Source organism: Leptonema illini DSM 21528 (assembly GCF_000243335.1).
GTDB lineage: Bacteria > Spirochaetota > Leptospiria > Leptospirales > Leptonemataceae > Leptonema > Leptonema illini.
The window spans coordinates 3,693,707-3,708,134 of the sequence record NZ_JH597773.1 but is presented as its reverse complement, the minus strand read 5'-3'; the positions used below and the strand labels follow the sequence as shown (position 1 = coordinate 3,708,134).

The following is a 14,428-nucleotide window of genomic DNA, read 5'->3' as shown; positions in this document are numbered from 1 at the left end:
ACCGCGAAAACACTTCCGTTTATGAGAGGCATCAGAATTATCTGAATCACAGGGGGGATGCGTGCAATCCTTTGAATGGGTCGATTTTCAGTTTCCGACGCGGACCTACGTGCAGCGGAATTCCACACATAACATGGGCACCCTGATTCGCGATCTGGGCGAGCGTCCCTTCGTCTTCAGTATTCAGGAAGAGATCCGCTCTGAAGATGAATACCAGATCCTGCTTACCGGCCTCAAGAAGCAGATGTCGGGCTGCATCATCTATGATGAATTCCATTCGCTGCCCTCGTACGATCAGATGGATTCGGCCTCTTACTTTCTGCGACGCAGCGGCGCCGACATCATCATCGCCATCGGCGGACGCCATACGTTTCAGGTCGCCCGTTCGCTGGCCATGCTTGCCCGCAACGAGGTTTATGCCGGCGAATTGAAACAGAAACGCTTTCCGCTGAAAAAGGCGCCGATGCCCGTGGTCTGTATTCCCACCGGATTGACCATCGGCGAAGAGAGCTCGCCCGATATGTTCGGCTACGATAGCAGCACGGGCGATTTCTTTTATCACAGAGATCACAGGTTGTATCCCGAGGCCATTCTGGTGGATCCGAACCTCGTTTCCAATCCGTCGCGAAACGAGCTCGTGCGTCAGGGTATGGCCGTCATCGCCGCCTCAGTCGAATCCATCCTCTCGCGCAAATCCAACGAGATTACGGGCTCACTTTCGCTGAAGGCCATCGAGCTTGTCGTGCGTTCGATCAATACGCTGATGACCGATCAGGCGAATCAGGGGGCCAGGTATAACCTCGCCGTCGCCTCCGTCGTCTGCGGTATGGCTGCATCAAGCACGGCGCTTGGCCTGAGCTACAGCATCGCACAGTCCGTTCATCTCGTGACGGGCATGGATTTTTATAGCGCCCTCAATATTCTTCTGCCGCATGTGATGGAGTATAACCTCACCAGCTCGGCGTCAAAATACGTGCAGATCGCCCGGGCGCTTGAGCAGGACATCCACGACATCTCAATCATCGAAGCGGCCATCAAGGCCGTCGAAGGCGTGCGCAAGCTCTACCTTGACCTGAACGTAGCACAGCGCCTGTCGGATTTCGAGATCGCCAAATCCACACTGGGCGAGATCGCCGAGCTTGCCGCCGAGTATCCGCTTATCAAGAACACTCCTCGTGATATGGAGCGCAACGAGATCGAGACGATTCTGATTACGGCGTATTGAGGGGGGGAGTCGTCAGGGGTTCTTCCCTTTTCCGATGTTTTGATTATGGATACAAGCTTTCGAACGCTGTCGGCCGTACTATTCATCGGATCACCGATATCATTCAGCGTTGCCTTAATTGTCTTCATCTGGCATCGTATCTGGAACAGGTTCGCTATTGTGCCGCTTCTGGCGCCTCTTCTCTATGCCTGCGCGATCTATGCAACTACTCTGTTTGGGTCAGAACAAGCTGGTTCTCTCCTTCAAAGCGAACATAACGTTGCGAGCTACCTGTTATTTCTCATCGTTACCGGAACGGTCCTGGGACTATGGATAACGGCCCGGCTTCCAGAGAATTCTCGATTCTATTCCCTGATCGTTCCAGCGCACATGGCAGTTCTGGCCATGCCAGCGTTAGTATTTGTCGGCCAGGACGGACAGGGCAAGGCCAATGTAATACATGCTATGTGGGCTTTTCCACTCGGTCTGGGTTTTTCTTCAGGGCTGCATCGAAGATTTGGAATCCTGGTATCCTTCATAGCAGCTCTTTCACTGGCTTCCGTCGATGAGGCCATTCAGATTTTCGTACCGGAGCGTGTATTCGACATTCATGACATCTGGTTAAACCTTGCAGCCGCATCGCTCGGATATGCGCTGGGTATCATCCGACAAATTGATGGAGAACCTCTTTACAGTGCTATTCTCGAAAGGTTCAGGAAACTGTGCAATTCATGACTGCGAGAAACATCCGGTCATTATTCTTCGTTTGGTTCCTTTTTTTGCGCCACCATTTCCTTCTTGAAGGCCTCTTCGCCGCCGGGCATGTAATAGGCATACACGCAGAGGCCTTTTTCTGCCGGCACCGACAGGCGCTTCATCTCCATTGGAAGGGGTGGAACGCTCTCAGCATTCTCAATCTGCGACCAATGCACGGCAATCTCATTGAAGTGCAGGAAAGTAAAGTCAAGGAACCGTTCTCTCTCTTCTGTTAATTCGCATGTGTCGCTCGCTGATTCCAGCATATAGTAATACTCAAACGGAGGCTGCTGTGGCGCTTCTGGTGTTCCACACCAGCGGCCAAAGCCCCACGGCGGGACCCGCTCAGCAGCGACCATAGGATAACCCAGCGCAAAATATCCAAAGCCATACCAGGGATTCGAAAGACTGAGATAGTAAATGACGCCAACATCCAGAACAGGAGCCGATATCATTCCGGTAAGATCCCACATTCCAAGTCTACTATGATCCTCTTCTCCCTGAACGTAGAAGTTACAGGATTGCGGAGATTCTGCAGCAGAACGAACCCTGCGATCTGTATTCAAACGCATGGCGCCCGACAAACAGGAGGAAAGAACTGCAACGAGCAGAGGTAAGGCCAGCCAGCGCATATGTCAGAAGAGGGCATTGGCGAGCATAGAAAAGAAAAAATCCGATTTCCTGACAATCGCTCAACTGAGCACACGAGCCTGAAGGCATGAATTGTGCCTACAGTGATGCACATTGGTCCGTTCCGCTTTCATTTTTATTCGAACGAAGGCGAAGAACCCGCCCATATTCATGTCACGAGAGATGACGTTGAGTGCAAATTCTGGCTCGATCCGGTTGTTCTGGCCAGGAACTCCGGATTAAAAGCATACGAAATCCGAACAATAGAAAGACTTGTCTTTGAGCATCAGGCCCTTCTGATTGGTAAATACAATGAGTTCCACGGTCGGGAAAGTTCATTCCGAGGCCATTACTCTGCGTGCATGGACAGAGGGGCGGATGGTTCATCTCGAGCTATCGGACGGCCGATTGCTTGCCTTTCCTGCTGATCGCTTCCGCCTTTTGAAAAACGCAACAGAAGAACAGCTTGCTCGCATCTCGATTCGCCTGAACGGAGCAGCCCTTCGCTGGGAAGAGCTCGACGAAGACCTGACGGTTCAGGGAATTCTTGACGGGCGCTTTCAGCTGCCGTTGTAGTTACGCTCGCATGAATCGCATCACGGAACTGGAGCGTTTCTTGCGCGATCGAACGCTGACCGGGATAAGGATTAACCTGTCACGCCGCGTCGTTGATCTCGATCTTACAGAGCGAGACGGAGAGATGACATCCGTCACTCTGACCGGAGTGACCGGAATTGATTGGTCCGACGATTCTCTCAATGAGTTTTGCATCAGCCATGTGAAATGTCTGAGCGATAGCGAACGAACCATTCTCGTTCTGGATCCTTACGACGAGCGAGTAGAGGACGTCTTGCCGCAAGACAATATGGTCGTTCAGTTCGCTGCCTTTGAAATCAAGACTTCCGAAATTGCCGGGGATTCCCCCGACCTGGAAAAGGCACAGCAGCCGGACTATCGAAAACTCGTGCGAGAGATGAAAGACTTTCGCTCAAAGCTACACGGCAAAGTGAACGTCATTGAGTTGCGAGATGATGGCAGGAAATACTGAAAATCATTGACATCGAACGGCTGCTTACGATTTAACACCATGGTCAAATCTTCCTTTCGCCTTACGATTGCATTCCTGCTCTTTTCCTCCGCTCTGACCGCCGAACCGGTCGGCGACGCCGTAGATCCTCTTCTTCAGGAGGCCACGGCATGCGAGAAGAAGCGGGATTTCGAATGCGCCATTGAAAAGTACGGATCGTATCTTCGAAAAAACCCTGCCTCTTTTGAGGCGAACGCCGGTCTCGGCCGCTCCCATTACTGGATTTCCGGCGGAGCGGGCCGCAAAGCCGTCCCATATTTCGAAAGGGCTCTTCAAATCAAACCCGACGATGTCTATTGCAACTTCCAGGTAGGAATGCTCTCGAAGGATCCGAAAAAGAAGGTTTTGCATCTTGAAAAAGTGAAAAACAAGAGCCCGCAGCACCGGCTGGTTTATGTGCACCTGGGCCTTGCTTTAAAAGCACTGGGCCGGCTCGACGAAGCCGTCGCCGTACTGAAAGTACCCGTTGAGAAGGGATGGCAGGCCACCAACGAACAGTGGAGGATTGCAGAAATCTACGAAGAGCAGGGAAAACTCGAAGAGGCCCTCGCGCTATTCAAGGAGATCCAGCCGAAGGCTCCGGAGCACATGCACATTTCCCTGAACATCGGCAGGGTGCTTTTCAAGCTCGGTCGGTACGATGAAGCCCTGACCTATCTAACCGAAGGCAAGAACTCCACACAGAGCGAAGCCGAGCTCATCATCGGGCAGATCTATCTGCAAACCGGGAAGAATGAAGAAGCCGCTGAAAAACTGCGTTCTGCCTGCTATGCAGGTCAGAAAACTGCATGTACTGTGGGAAAAATACCGCCGCTCAAGGCCGTCAATGGAGCGGTATCGGTCTATGATTGCACATTTCCCATTCCTGCACAGATCAAGGAGATCCATGTCCGAAAGGAAGAAAACGGATACCCGGTTCTCAGCTCCGTCAGCGAGGAGACGAACTTTCAGCGAGCCCTTCAAACATTGAAGCTGATGCGCGGCTTTTACCAAAATAGGACAGTCTGCGGTGTTGCTCTGAAGAACGTCGAGGATCAAACGCAAAAGGACGATAGTAGTGCTTCCAGAATCAGGTTATCCGGACAGTCCGAGCAGAAAACAGTCACCGTGAACCTGGTGTGGGATCCTCTCTTTGAAGCCACGGGGATGTGGATCTATGTGGAGCCCGTCACGGAACGGCAGGATAAGTAATCCTCCTGCTTCCTTCGCTATAAAAGCGGCTCCCTTTCGACAAAAGGCAAAGTGCCGGTTTTTATGGCGAAGGCGCAAGTAGAAACGATCTCAATATTCGCCTTACTCAGGTTCCTTCTCCGCTACTTGAACGAGAGCTCGATCTTTTTATGCCTTTTAGCACAATCCAGCAGATAGAGATCGATGAGATTCTGGTATGGGATGCCCGTCTCCTCAGCCATAGACTTGAAGTAATCGATGGCCTCTGAGTTGATGCGAATCGTGATCTGCTTCTTCAGCCTGCGAGCATAAGGGTTTTTCTTCGCTTTTGAAAAGTCGTATTCTTTCCTCATTGTGATTATCTGCGATGCCATTTTTTCCTAAATTCTGACGACTCTTGCGCTCATCCCATTCGAAACAAATCGATTTATCAACTATACCGTATGAGACTGTTCGGACACTGACACGCAAAGGAGATTTTGCTTACTCGATGTTTTTGTTTGTAGCCTGAAGGTATCGTATGATCTGAATAAGCTCGTCAGTCCCGAGAGACTGCGCATGCGCAGGACAGGGCCCTTTGGGAGGTAATTGTTTCACACGCTCCGTTCCTATGCCGTACATCAGCGACCAGAATATCTCTTCAAATCGATGCCCATGCAACCATGAGTTGTCTGTGAGATTGGGGCCAACGAGGCCTGTCATATCTGGCTTATGGCATGCGGCACAATAGGCTCTGTAGCTCCGCTCTCCCTTCATAGCTGCCAATTCTTTATCATTGTTTGAGTCGTGCAAAGCTTGTTTCAACGCTGAAGCAACAGCCTCTTTCCATTCCCTCTCGTCGGGCACACCATTTCTAACGACGACGACAATGGTTTTACCTTGAACCAGCCGACGTTGAATCCCGTTGAAGAGCCGGTCGTATTGATATGTTCCCTCTTCATCGAAAGTGCCGTCAGCTTCCCCCTTCATCCTGCCAAGCCCGTGCCTTACAAGCCACACATACTTTGTATCAACAATTTTCCCGGCGCTGCCAGGGCGAACTTGTGTTAGTATCATCGCCCCCTCGTAGGGATTCCCGTCCTCGTAACAATTGAAAACGCCGTCTTCCTTTGCCGTGCATGGTATCCTGGCATCGGTCTGGACCCAGCCTTCCCCTTTTGGGTGCCCATTGGCCCACCAGCCTTCCCACCACACCTTTGCTGTAAAACCAGCCAGTTGACCCAAGCCATAGCCGTTCCAGCAATCCCCATGTTCGCATCGACTCAGTACGAGAGGCTTTGCGGTCGCACCGCCGGAAAAAACCAGCACCAAGCCGACAACAAGCAATCTCAATCTGAGTCTAAATAGTAGTTTCATATTTTAGCCTTGCGGACAGGTCAGTTCAACCCATAATCCGATAAGAGTCAAGATGTTCAGAGATGTGCCTGCTTACTCTTTTATGTCACCGCCTCCCCTCTTCCTGTGTGCACACAATGGACCTGTGATTTGAATTTTCCTTGTCACCATCGGCCCGTAACAAAGCCATACCTGTATGGCAAAAATTTTCTACGACGACGCATGTGATCTGAGCCTGCTCAAGGGTAAAACCATCGCGGTACTCGGATACGGTAGCCAGGGCCACGCCCAGGCACAGAATATGCGGGATTCCGGCCTGAATGTTATCATCGGATTGCGCCCGGATTCGAAATCCTTCGCCCAGGCGAAAGAGGTCGGTTTCGAGGTTCTGCCTCCGTCCGAGGCCTGCAAGAAGGCCGATATCATCCAGGTTCTGACTCCTGACCAGACGCAGGGATCTCTTTATAACGAAGCGATCGCTCCGAACCTTACAGCCGGGAAGGCCCTTGTCTTCTCGCACGGATTCAACATCCACTATGACATCATCCAGCCTCCGAAAGACGTCGACGTCTACATGGTCGCCCCGAAGGGTCCCGGCCATCTCGTTCGCCGTGTTTACACAGAGGGAGGCGGAGTTCCCTGCCTTATCGCCATCCATCAGGATGCGACGGGCGAGGCTCACAAACGTGCGCTGGCTCACGCTGCGGGCGTCGGTGGCGGACGTGCGGGCATCCTCGAAACGACGTTCCGTGACGAGACCGAAACCGACCTTTTCGGCGAGCAGGCAGTGCTTTGCGGCGGCCTGACCTCCCTTATTACGAAGGGATTTGAAACGCTTGTCGAGGCCGGATACGATCCCGACATCGCCTATTTCGAATGTCTGCACGAAGTGAAGCTGATCGTAGACCTGATCTACGAAGGCGGCATCGCCAATATGCGCAGCTCCATTTCAGATACGGCGGAGTTCGGCGACCTGACCCGCGGTCCCCGCGTTGTCGACGCTCATTCAAAAGCGGCCATGCGCTCCGTTCTGGACGACATCCAGAAAGATAAAGGCGCTCGTTTCGCTAAAGAATGGCTCGAAGAAACGGCGAAGGGATACCCGAATTTCAATCGCATGCGTGACGAAGGCAAGAAGCACCAGATCGAAGAGACGGGCGCCAAACTGCGCAGCATGATGAAGTTCCTCAAAAAGAAGTGATCTTGCGTTAAATGTAGGCCTTGGGCCCGGCGACGGGTCTGAGACGAAAAAGGGGCTACGGCCCCTTTTTTTATGTCTGTTAACCATCCGGCCAAAAACCCGACACTGTATCATTCCTGTAGCACAGGATTTGTTAGTATAAATGAAGCCGTTCACCGGTACTTTTCTTAGTTGAAGGACGACTGACACGGTGAAGTGTGGGCCTCTATGTGTGGTATTGTAGGATATTCGGGCGATAAGTCCATCCATTCGGTTCTTCTGGTCGGTCTGATCCGGCTTGAATACCGGGGTTATGACTCGGCGGGCATCGCCGCGATCGACCAGGGCGAGCTTGAGATCCGAAAAGAAAAGGGCAAGATCAAGGCGCTTGAAGACTACCTGAAGCTGCATCCCGTAAACGGCCATATCGGCATCGGCCACACGCGATGGGCCACACACGGCGAGCCCTCCCGTGGAAACGCCCATCCGCACGTCGACGGCTCACGTAAGATCGCCGTCGTTCATAACGGCATCATCGAAAACTACATGCATCTGCGTCATGAGCTGACGAAAAAAGGCCACCTCTTTCACACCGAGACCGATACCGAGGTCATCCCGCATCTGCTTGAAGAAGAGCTGAAAACGCACGGCACGCTTGAGAAGGCGATTCCCGCGGCGGTGGCGAAGCTTGAAGGCAAGTTCGCCTGCGCCATCCTCTACGAAAAAGACCCGGAGCGCATCTACTTCATTAAAGACGGCTCGCCTCTGATCTACGGTAAAGGCAAGAATGAAGGCTTCCTTGCCAGCGACATCATGGCCATCATTCCGCAGGCGAAAGAGCAATGCATTATCAAAGACGGCCAGTGGGGATGGATGACCCGCGACGAGTTCCATCTGTTCGAAAAAGACGGATCGCCCGTCGACGTGCATCTGGAGCATATCAAGCTCACCGTCGAAGATCTGGAAAAAGGCCCCTACGATCATTTCATGCTCAAAGAGATCTTCGAGCAGCCCGACGTCTTTCGTCGCATCATCGAGGCGAGAATGGACGAGAAGGGCAAGGTGCGTTTTCCCGAGATGGAGATGTCGAACGACGTGCTCGGTCGCGTAGGGCGCATCCTCATTACGAGCGCGGGGACGTCCTGGCATGCAGGGTTAGTCGGAAAGCTCTATTTCGAGAAGTTCGCCCGCATCGCCACCGACGTCGATCTGTCGTCGGAGTTCCGTTACCGCAATCCGATCGCTGAAGGCGATACGATGGTCATCGGTATCTCGCAGAGCGGCGAGACGGCCGATACGCTGGCCGGCATCCTCGAGGCAAAGTCGAAGTTCTGCCGCGTGCTCTCTTTTGTGAATCGCGTCGATTCGACGATCGCCCGGGATTCCGATGCCTTCATCAACCTGATGGCGGGGCCAGAAATCGGCGTGGCCTCGACGAAGGCCTATACGGCTCAGCTGTTAAACATGCTTTTCTTCTCGCTTTATATGTCGGGCATCCGCTGGATCACGCAGAAAGAGGAGCGCGAAGCCATCTTTGAAGAGATTCGCAAGCTGCCGGTGAAGATCGAATCGATCCTTGCGCGGGCCGAAGAGATCCGCCACTGGGCGCGCGAGTATATCGGCGCCCGCGACTTCATCTTCCTGGGTCGCTATTATAACCATCCGACGGCGCTTGAAGGCGCCCTGAAGCTGAAGGAGATCTCGTACATTCATGCCTCGGGTTATGCAGGCGGTGAGTTCAAGCATGGACCGATCGCCCTCATCGACGAGAACATCCCCGTCGTATGCATCGCTCCGAAGACCGAGGTCTACGACAAGATGGTGTCGAACATCCAGGAAGTAAAGGCACGCAAAGGCAAGATCCTCGCCATCTGCACCGAAGGCGATACGATGGTTCCCGATCTCGCCGATCATTACTTCCATATTCCTGCCGCACCCGACTTCCTGACGCCGCTTTTAACGGTCATTCCGTTGCAGCTGCTGGCCTACTATGCAGCCATAGAAAGAGGATGTGAGCCCGATCAGCCGCGTAACCTTGCAAAATCCGTAACGGTGGAGTGATGCATGAAGTTCCTGCTTGTCGATCTCGATCATCCGGCAGGACGAGTGCTCAGTCGCTTCGAGCCCGTTTTCGCGTATCGCAACGGCATCTTCTCGGACATCGAACGCATCAGACGCCTGCATCCTGATGCGGTGCCCGTGTATCTGCATCCCGATGCCCGGCTGGAGCGGCTCTTTGCCGACCGGCTCGGCCTTGTTCCTTTTCGCGCCGATCAGGCGAAGGTCGATCTGACGGCTTTTTCGTCGGAGCATGCGCATACGGGCGCCGACCGCCGCTCTTTTGTCGAGACAGAGCTACAATCCCTCTATGATGACGTCGAGTTCTCGGCCGACGTCGTCGCGCTGCTTGACGACGCTCCGTCGCGCATCGCCGCCGATCTTTTTCTTTTAAACCGAGAAGACTTTGAACACCGTCAGGCCGCACAGCTCATCGGAGCAAAGCAGGATCTGTGGATTCATCAGTCCGTCGAGGTGCCGCCCGGCGTCGTCTTTGATACGCGCGAAGGTCCGGTCGTTATCGACGAGCGATGCTCGCTCACTCCGTTCACGTACATCGCCGGACCGTTCTATGCGGCGCCGGACTGCCATCTGGATAACGTCCGCATCACAGGCGGCACCGTGCTCGGCGAAGGCTGCCGCGTCGGCGGAGAGATCGAGAATTCGCTCTTCGGACGCTTCTCGAACAAGCATCATGAAGGCTTCGTCGGTCATAGCCTGATCGGCAACTGGGTCAACCTCGGCGCTCTGACGACGACATCCGATCTTAAGAATAACTACGGCGAGATACGCCTGCAACTGCCGCAAGAGCGCTTTCCTACGCGTGCAAGCTCGTTCTTCACGCTCGAAACGGGCAAGATCAAGTTCGGCTCTATTCTCGGGGATTGCGTGAAGACGGCGATCGGCACGATGCTCAATACGGGCACGGTCGTCGATGCCGGCTCGAACATCTTTGCCGGTTCGCCGTCGTCGTATGTGCCGCCGCTTTCCTGGGGAATCACCGGACATTCGTACAGGCCCGGACGTTTCCTTGAGGACTGCGAAAAAATCTTTGCCAGACGCAAGCAGGTCGTGCATCCTACCATGCAGGAGCTCGTCTCACTGCTCAGTCATCTGAGCTGATCCGCTATTCTCCACATAACAGAGGCCATTGCCATGAGCAAGAAACGCAAAGACACAGAAGAGTTCCGTTTTGAAGACGCCCTCGACCGTCTTGAAGAGATCACGCGCAATCTTGAATCGGGCGAGCTCAGCCTCGACGAATCCCTCGCCGCTTACGAAGAGGGTATCAAGCTGCGCGATCTGTGCACGGATTATTTAGGTCAGGCCGAAAAACGTCTGCAGATGCTCCAGAAGAAAGACGGCGAGCTGCGTCCCGTCGATATTCAAGAAGAAGAGGCATCGCTTTTTTGAAGAGATTTGTAAGAGGATGAAAATGAACCGTTATTTCAGAGCTTTGCTCCTTCTGTTAACCTTTTCTGTCGGATGCACCTCATCGGCAGAACGGGAGTATTCCTTACCGGACGACGATCTGGTAACGCTGATGCGGGGCCAGAAGACCTTCGCTTTAAACGAAGTTAGAAACCTCCCGGCCGGTGCGCCTGATCCGGGTATCAGGAAGGTGTTAGCAGAGATTCTAACCTCGGCCGGATTAAAGGAAGATCCGGCATCGCCGTTTAAGGTCTCTCTTGAATGGCAGGGACAGGCGCTCTCATCGGAATACAACAGCCGGGACAGAAGAGTGCAGGGCCGTCGTTATACGGCGGCCCGGATAAATGGTTTCCTGACGCTCGAAATCGACAGCGCATTCCATGAAGAGGAATTCCAGTTCGCCACAAGGACGCCTCTCTTTACGACGTTCAAGGATGAGAATCACCTCAGCAACGAATTCGAGGCCCCGTTTGAGGAACCCGTCTGGCTGTGTCCGAACGGACCGATTCTTTCTCTTTTGCGTATCGTAACGACGGCATACGGCGATACTCCTGCGCTTCGAGCCATGGCGCATCAGGATAATCGGATGCGCTTTTACGGAGCGACTGTTGCCGGCGATCTAAAACTGGAGTCGGCCCGGCCCGCGCTTGAGCGAATGATTCAGGGAACGACGTCGTATTCGACTGCGTTTTTGATCAAGAGCCCGTATGAGACGATGAATCCGGAAAAAGCTGCTTCAGCGGCGCTCGGTAAATTACCCTTTGCCGAATCGACGCGAGCCATACTGTTCCGACTGGCCAGTCGCGATTCCGAATCCAATCTCGGCATGGACCCGCTATTAGAATGGAAATCGCCGGACATGATGCCCGATATTATCCAGCTCCTTGTAAACAGTCGCTACTTTCCCTATTATGACACAGGGAGGGCTCTGCCGCTTGCCGAAAAAATATGCGACGCTCGATGCAAACCGGTGCTGCAAAAATTCCGAAAACGATGTGAAAAGGAGCTCCAACAGGTTAATACACAGGAACCGGGAAAACCCATTGAAATAAAGGATCCCAATGATCCGAATCGCAAGATCTCCATGACGGAGAGCGAGGCCTTCGCATATTACATTGCAAGTATTGATAGAACGCTTGAGCGGATCGAGCCCCGTCCGACGCGATGACAGACCTCTCTGACATATCACAGCGTTTCTCGGGCAAGGGCCTCTTTCCGCATCAGATGGCGTGGACGCTGCTTCTGCCCCTGCGCAACCTCTATCTTTCACCGAAAAAGCTGATCGAGCGGCTCGCTGTGCGACCGGACTCCGTTCTGCTCGAAATCGGCTGCGGGCCCGGTTATTTCAGTCCGGCCGTCGCGAAAGCAGCGTCGAAAGGTAGGCTGTATCTTACCGACATCCAGCCTGAGATGATAGCGAAGGCGGCGAAGCGCCTCAAGAAGAAAGGCGTCACAAACGTAGAGTTAACCGTCTGCGAGGGAAGCACGCTGCCCTATGGCGATAGTATGTTCGACGGCATATATCTCATTTCGGTGCTGGGTGAGGTTGCAGAGCAGGGCGCCTATGCAAAAGAGATGTTCCGCATCTTGAAGCCGGGCGGCATCGTTTCGATCACGGAGCAGGGCGGCGATCCCGATGCCCTTTCGTTAGATGAGGTGAAATCGATTCTCGAACCGGCAGGATTCGTATTCGAACAGCGTTTCGGGAAGGAACGGACGTATACGGCGAATTTCAAGAAGCCGTAAGAGAGGTTTGCGTACAGAGTATCGCAAGCGTTTCAGTTTCTTTAAGGCGAGCTCGTCTCAATGGGTCTCGTTAGATCCGGATTACCCAGAAGGAATCCTTTGATGCTCAAGTCCTCATCCAGTCTGGGCCAATGGATACCGATCCCACCACCAATTAAACGGAAGTCGGCGCGATCCTCGGGAGTGGCCTTGCTCAATCTGGGGTACCATGAGAGAGGAACCGATAGATTACGCCCATCTTTCAATTCGATAAGAATCGACGTATCATCGATCTTGACCGACACAGCCTTTGGTGCTTCCATTTTATTCTCCGAAAAACTCTTTCCACCGAATGATGATGACATCTTCATTCTCTCTGACTATCTCTTCGATATCAGCCAATTCTTTCGTACTCATATTGTACGATTCGGCCAGGACTATACCGTTCTCTATCCAGAACTTTGCAGCCTTTTCGGCTTTCTCGACGTGCACGTGAATGGGCTCATTCGAGGACCGATTTTCATTTGCGAAAAAAAAGTATCGAAAACCATTATGTCGAAAGATCGTGGGCACTCAATAATTCTAAGCCCGAGAAGCGCTCTGTCAATTAGATAAAAGTCGGCCTGACTGCATTCAGGGACGGTTCCCCACGCAGATTCAGTTGTCGCCCGCACGGCTTCATAAATACCGACGGGATGCCCTCATCTGATTCGATCACCATCCGACCTGAAAAATTCGTCCAGGGAGGACTGACGCTTGCTCATCATGAAGGGCAGGCCGTCTTTGTTCACGGCGCCTTGCCCGGCGAGCTCGTGCAGGCAGAGATCCGCCGTGAGCGCACCGGTCATCGCTTTGCCGTCGTCACAGACGTTCTCGAAGCCTCCGCTGGCCGTAAACCATCAGACTGCTCGATCTTTCCGCAGTGTGGCGGATGCAGCTTTCGCCACATAGACTATGCAAAAGAGATCGAGATCAAGCGCGATCTGTTACGAGAACATCGGCATCTTGAGCCGGAGCTCGATCGGCTTGAATTTTTCACGGCCGATCCGGATGGCTACCGACATCACGCCCGCCTGCACCGCACAGACGCCGCTGTCGGATTCTTTGCACTCTGGACGGAGGAACTCATCCAGCTTCCCGAATCGGGATGCCTGCAACTTGCGCCGGAGCTGAACGCAGCCTTACGGGCGACGAAACCACTGGCCTCGGAATTCTCTCTTTATCTGACCACCGACCGTCAGGTCATAGAATCGAGCGAGAAAAACAAAGAAATCGATTTCAAACTGCAAACGCCCGATCGGTCCTTCTCTTGGCCGTACCGACCCGGGCTCTTCTTTCAGGCCAATCGCTTCTTGATCGGGCCCTGGCTTGCTTATATTGACGACCTGCTTGCCGGATCGCCGCGCAACGCCCTTGAGCTTTTCTGTGGATCGGGCCTCATCGGAGGCTACGTGCGCAAGAATCTTCGCAGCTACACGGGAGTCGAATCCTACGGCGCCTCGCTTGAGCAGGCCCGCCTGAACTTCAAGCGGTCCGGCCTTGAAGGCCGCTTTCTGCTGCGCGATCTATACCAGAAAAAAGGCATCTCCGGGTTAGGCGAAATGCGTTCCGATCTGTGGATCGTGAATCCGCCGCGGGCGGGCATGAAAGAACCGCTCTGCCATGAGGCGAATCGCTCGAAAATCAGCGAGATGATTTATTCGTCGTGTAATCCGCAGACGCTGAACCGTGATATCGGCCTTCTGAAAAAAGGCGGATTCACCGTCGCCGGCCTGGCCGCCTTTGATTTCTTTCCCCGCACCCCGCATATGGAGATGGTGGTGCACCTGAAGCGCTGAAATTCCGCTGGCCG

The 14,428-nt window shown here is 53.5% G+C and carries 18 protein-coding genes; 13 read left to right on the top strand and 5 right to left on the bottom strand.

Annotated features, from left to right (window positions below):
* Positions 1-61: 61 nt before the first annotated feature.
* Together LEPIL_RS17185 and LEPIL_RS17180 are read left to right on the top strand one after the other, a co-directional pair.
* Entirely contained in the window at positions 62-1,225 is a 1,164-nt protein-coding gene (locus LEPIL_RS17185; RefSeq protein ID WP_002774427.1) for an iron-containing alcohol dehydrogenase, read from the top strand.
* Between the two features lie 45 nt (positions 1,226-1,270).
* A complete protein-coding gene (locus tag LEPIL_RS17180) occupies positions 1,271-1,939 on the top strand; it encodes a VanZ family protein (RefSeq protein ID WP_002774426.1) in 669 nt (222 codons plus the stop codon).
* Positions 1,940-1,959: 20 nt separating this feature from the next.
* On the opposite strand, the gene LEPIL_RS17175 is transcribed toward LEPIL_RS17180, so the two are convergent.
* On the bottom strand, positions 1,960-2,592 hold the full coding sequence (locus LEPIL_RS17175) for a hypothetical protein (RefSeq protein ID WP_002774425.1): 633 nt from the start codon (positions 2,590-2,592) through the stop codon (positions 1,960-1,962).
* Positions 2,593-2,697: 105 nt separating this feature from the next.
* Here LEPIL_RS17175 and LEPIL_RS23105 point away from each other — a divergent pair, with 105 nt between their 5' ends.
* From LEPIL_RS23105 to LEPIL_RS17160, 4 genes are read left to right on the top strand one after another with little or no spacing between them, the layout of a single operon-like run.
* The gene (locus tag LEPIL_RS23105; RefSeq protein WP_245826905.1) at positions 2,698-3,018 is read left to right on the top strand and encodes a DUF4160 domain-containing protein; all 321 of its coding nucleotides are present in this window, start codon (positions 2,698-2,700) and stop codon (positions 3,016-3,018) included.
* Entirely contained in the window at positions 2,969-3,166 is a 198-nt protein-coding gene (locus tag LEPIL_RS17170) for a DUF2442 domain-containing protein (protein WP_040919059.1), read from the top strand. Before LEPIL_RS23105 ends, LEPIL_RS17170 begins: the two co-directional genes overlap by 50 nt.
* A 10-nt stretch (positions 3,167-3,176) precedes the next feature.
* Complete coding sequence (locus LEPIL_RS17165) at positions 3,177-3,638, top strand: hypothetical protein (protein ID WP_002774423.1); 462 nt, start codon at positions 3,177-3,179, stop codon at positions 3,636-3,638.
* Positions 3,639-3,677: 39 nt separating this feature from the next.
* A complete protein-coding gene (locus tag LEPIL_RS17160; protein ID WP_002774422.1) occupies positions 3,678-4,868 on the top strand; it encodes a tetratricopeptide repeat protein in 1,191 nt (396 codons plus the stop codon).
* Positions 4,869-4,990: 122 nt separating this feature from the next.
* On the opposite strand, the gene LEPIL_RS17155 is transcribed toward LEPIL_RS17160, so the two are convergent.
* Together LEPIL_RS17155 and LEPIL_RS22510 are read right to left on the bottom strand one after the other, a co-directional pair.
* The gene (locus LEPIL_RS17155; RefSeq protein WP_040920541.1) at positions 4,991-5,200 is read right to left on the bottom strand and encodes a CopG family antitoxin; all 210 of its coding nucleotides are present in this window, start codon (positions 5,198-5,200) and stop codon (positions 4,991-4,993) included.
* Between the two features lie 130 nt (positions 5,201-5,330).
* Positions 5,331-6,203 (bottom strand): c-type cytochrome, encoded by an 873-nt coding sequence (locus LEPIL_RS22510; protein ID WP_002774420.1) that lies wholly within the window; start codon positions 6,201-6,203, stop codon positions 5,331-5,333.
* Between the two features lie 175 nt (positions 6,204-6,378).
* On the opposite strand from LEPIL_RS22510, the gene ilvC reads away from it, so the two are divergent.
* The 6 genes from ilvC to LEPIL_RS17120 all read left to right on the top strand — a co-directional run bounded on the left by ilvC (position 6,379) and on the right by LEPIL_RS17120 (position 12,597).
* Positions 6,379-7,383: a ketol-acid reductoisomerase gene (gene ilvC, locus LEPIL_RS17145; protein ID WP_002774419.1), complete on the top strand. Its 1,005-nt coding sequence runs from the start codon at positions 6,379-6,381 to the stop codon at positions 7,381-7,383.
* A 207-nt stretch (positions 7,384-7,590) separates the two neighbouring features.
* Positions 7,591-9,423 (top strand): glutamine--fructose-6-phosphate transaminase (isomerizing), encoded by a 1,833-nt coding sequence (glmS, locus tag LEPIL_RS17140; protein ID WP_002774417.1) that lies wholly within the window; start codon positions 7,591-7,593, stop codon positions 9,421-9,423.
* A 3-nt stretch (positions 9,424-9,426) separates the two neighbouring features.
* Positions 9,427-10,542: a glucose-1-phosphate thymidylyltransferase gene (locus LEPIL_RS17135; RefSeq protein ID WP_002774415.1), complete on the top strand. Its 1,116-nt coding sequence runs from the start codon at positions 9,427-9,429 to the stop codon at positions 10,540-10,542.
* A gap of 33 nt (positions 10,543-10,575) precedes the next feature.
* Entirely contained in the window at positions 10,576-10,833 is a 258-nt protein-coding gene (locus tag LEPIL_RS17130; RefSeq protein ID WP_002774413.1) for an exodeoxyribonuclease VII small subunit, read from the top strand.
* 22 nt (positions 10,834-10,855) lie between these two features.
* Complete coding sequence (locus LEPIL_RS17125) at positions 10,856-12,019, top strand: hypothetical protein (RefSeq protein ID WP_002774411.1); 1,164 nt, start codon at positions 10,856-10,858, stop codon at positions 12,017-12,019.
* The gene (locus tag LEPIL_RS17120; protein WP_002774409.1) at positions 12,016-12,597 is read left to right on the top strand and encodes a class I SAM-dependent methyltransferase; all 582 of its coding nucleotides are present in this window, start codon (positions 12,016-12,018) and stop codon (positions 12,595-12,597) included. The genes LEPIL_RS17125 and LEPIL_RS17120 overlap by 4 nt, the downstream gene beginning before the upstream one ends.
* 41 nt (positions 12,598-12,638) lie before the next feature.
* On the opposite strand, the gene LEPIL_RS17115 is transcribed toward LEPIL_RS17120, so the two are convergent.
* On the bottom strand, positions 12,639-12,899 hold the full coding sequence (locus tag LEPIL_RS17115) for a DUF2442 domain-containing protein (RefSeq protein ID WP_002774407.1): 261 nt from the start codon (positions 12,897-12,899) through the stop codon (positions 12,639-12,641).
* A 1-nt stretch (position 12,900) separates the two neighbouring features.
* Positions 12,901-13,149 carry a DUF4160 domain-containing protein gene (locus LEPIL_RS24215; protein ID WP_002774406.1) on the bottom strand — a complete coding sequence of 83 codons (249 nt, stop codon included), beginning with the start codon at positions 13,147-13,149 and terminating at the stop codon, positions 12,901-12,903.
* A 122-nt stretch (positions 13,150-13,271) separates the two neighbouring features.
* Between LEPIL_RS24215 and LEPIL_RS17105 the strand changes: the two genes are divergently transcribed.
* Positions 13,272-14,414 (top strand): class I SAM-dependent RNA methyltransferase, encoded by a 1,143-nt coding sequence (locus LEPIL_RS17105; RefSeq protein WP_002774404.1) that lies wholly within the window; start codon positions 13,272-13,274, stop codon positions 14,412-14,414.
* Positions 14,415-14,428: the final 14 nt, after the last annotated feature.

Bases quoted from the DNA above. Each gene is read 5' to 3' on its own strand.
- LEPIL_RS17180 (WP_002774426.1), top strand. From the start codon at position 1,271: ATGGATACAAGCTTTCGAACGCTGTCGGCCGTACTATTCATCGGATCA.
- LEPIL_RS17175 (WP_002774425.1), bottom strand. From the start codon at position 2,592: ATGCGCTGGCTGGCCTTACCTCTGCTCGTTGCAGTTCTTTCCTCCTGT.
- LEPIL_RS23105 (WP_245826905.1), top strand. From the start codon at position 2,698: ATGCACATTGGTCCGTTCCGCTTTCATTTTTATTCGAACGAAGGCGAA.
- LEPIL_RS17170 (WP_040919059.1), top strand. From the start codon at position 2,969: ATGGTTCATCTCGAGCTATCGGACGGCCGATTGCTTGCCTTTCCTGCT.
- LEPIL_RS17165 (WP_002774423.1), top strand. From the start codon at position 3,177: ATGAATCGCATCACGGAACTGGAGCGTTTCTTGCGCGATCGAACGCTG.
- LEPIL_RS17160 (WP_002774422.1), top strand. From the start codon at position 3,678: ATGGTCAAATCTTCCTTTCGCCTTACGATTGCATTCCTGCTCTTTTCC.
- LEPIL_RS17155 (WP_040920541.1), bottom strand. From the start codon at position 5,200: ATGAGGAAAGAATACGACTTTTCAAAAGCGAAGAAAAACCCTTATGCT.
- LEPIL_RS22510 (WP_002774420.1), bottom strand. From the start codon at position 6,203: ATGAAACTACTATTTAGACTCAGATTGAGATTGCTTGTTGTCGGCTTG.
- ilvC (WP_002774419.1), top strand. From the start codon at position 6,379: ATGGCAAAAATTTTCTACGACGACGCATGTGATCTGAGCCTGCTCAAG.
- glmS (WP_002774417.1), top strand. From the start codon at position 7,591: ATGTGTGGTATTGTAGGATATTCGGGCGATAAGTCCATCCATTCGGTT.
- LEPIL_RS17135 (WP_002774415.1), top strand. From the start codon at position 9,427: ATGAAGTTCCTGCTTGTCGATCTCGATCATCCGGCAGGACGAGTGCTC.
- LEPIL_RS17130 (WP_002774413.1), top strand. From the start codon at position 10,576: ATGAGCAAGAAACGCAAAGACACAGAAGAGTTCCGTTTTGAAGACGCC.
- LEPIL_RS17125 (WP_002774411.1), top strand. From the start codon at position 10,856: ATGAACCGTTATTTCAGAGCTTTGCTCCTTCTGTTAACCTTTTCTGTC.
- LEPIL_RS17120 (WP_002774409.1), top strand. From the start codon at position 12,016: ATGACAGACCTCTCTGACATATCACAGCGTTTCTCGGGCAAGGGCCTC.
- LEPIL_RS17115 (WP_002774407.1), bottom strand. From the start codon at position 12,899: ATGGAAGCACCAAAGGCTGTGTCGGTCAAGATCGATGATACGTCGATT.
- LEPIL_RS17105 (WP_002774404.1), top strand. From the start codon at position 13,272: ATGCCCTCATCTGATTCGATCACCATCCGACCTGAAAAATTCGTCCAG.